At 60.0% G+C, this 989-nt stretch carries 1 protein-coding gene; it reads right to left on the minus strand.

The window, feature by feature from the left end; all coding sequences use genetic code 11:
• The coding region (locus PPL9_RS28950) for an ATP-binding cassette domain-containing protein (RefSeq protein WP_152986864.1) at positions 1–989 on the minus strand (989 nt) is incomplete at both ends.

Raw genomic sequence — 989 nt, forward strand, 5'->3', positions numbered from 1 at the left:
GGCACACCAGCTGGGGCGCTGATTTTTGGCAGGACTTCGTCTTTCGGGCCAAAGGCGGCCTGCTGGCCATCCTTCACAACAAGCAGCAGATCAACAGCAGAGATCGCGCTTGGACGGTGGGCAACGACAATGACAATGCTGCCGGTCTCGCGCATCAGCTTGATAGCGCGGGTCAGGGCTGCTTCGCCTTCTGAATCCAGATTGGAGTTCGGCTCATCGAGCACGATCAGGAACGGGCTGTCATAAAGCGCACGGGCCAGACCCACACGCTGGCGCTGTCCGGCAGAAAGCAATGCCCCGCCTTCGCCAACCTGTGTGTCATAACCGTCAGCCAGACTGGTGACCAGCTCATGCACGTTGGCAAGCTGGGCGGCTTCCAAAATCTTCTCGTCATCGCGTTCTGGCGCAAAGCGGGAGATGTTTTCGGCAATGGTGCCGTCAAACAGTTCCACATCCTGCGGCAGGTAGCCAACTGCTGTGCCCAGACGATCTTCCGACCACTGGCCCAGCTCAGCGCCATCCAGACGAACGGCACCGCGCAGGATTGGCCAGACACCCACAAGCGCACGGACCAGACTGGTTTTGCCAGATCCAGACGGGCCGATAATGCCCATGCCGTCACCTGCCTTGAGCTCAAAGTTGACACCAGCCAGTGTGACAGCACGTGCACCGGGAGGTGCTGTTGCGATTTGCTGTACATTGAGGGCCTTGCTGGGCAGTGGCAGTTCGGTTTCTGGCGGGGTCTCATCCAGACCTTCCAGCGATTTTTCCAGACGGGTGCGGGCCTGACGGGCTGCGATGAACACGCGCCACTGGCCAACAGCCTGCTCCACAGGAGACAAAGCACGGGAGGTGATGATGGACGCTGCGATCATAACGCCAGGAGAGACTTCCTGAAGGATCGCAAGCCATGCACCCACGGCCAAAACGGCAGAACCGAGCAGAAAGCGGAAGGCTTTGATAGCGGTGGCGAACAGGGAGGCGCGGTC

This window comes from Pseudovibrio sp. POLY-S9 (assembly GCF_001431305.1).
Taxonomy (GTDB): domain Bacteria; phylum Pseudomonadota; class Alphaproteobacteria; order Rhizobiales; family Stappiaceae; genus Pseudovibrio.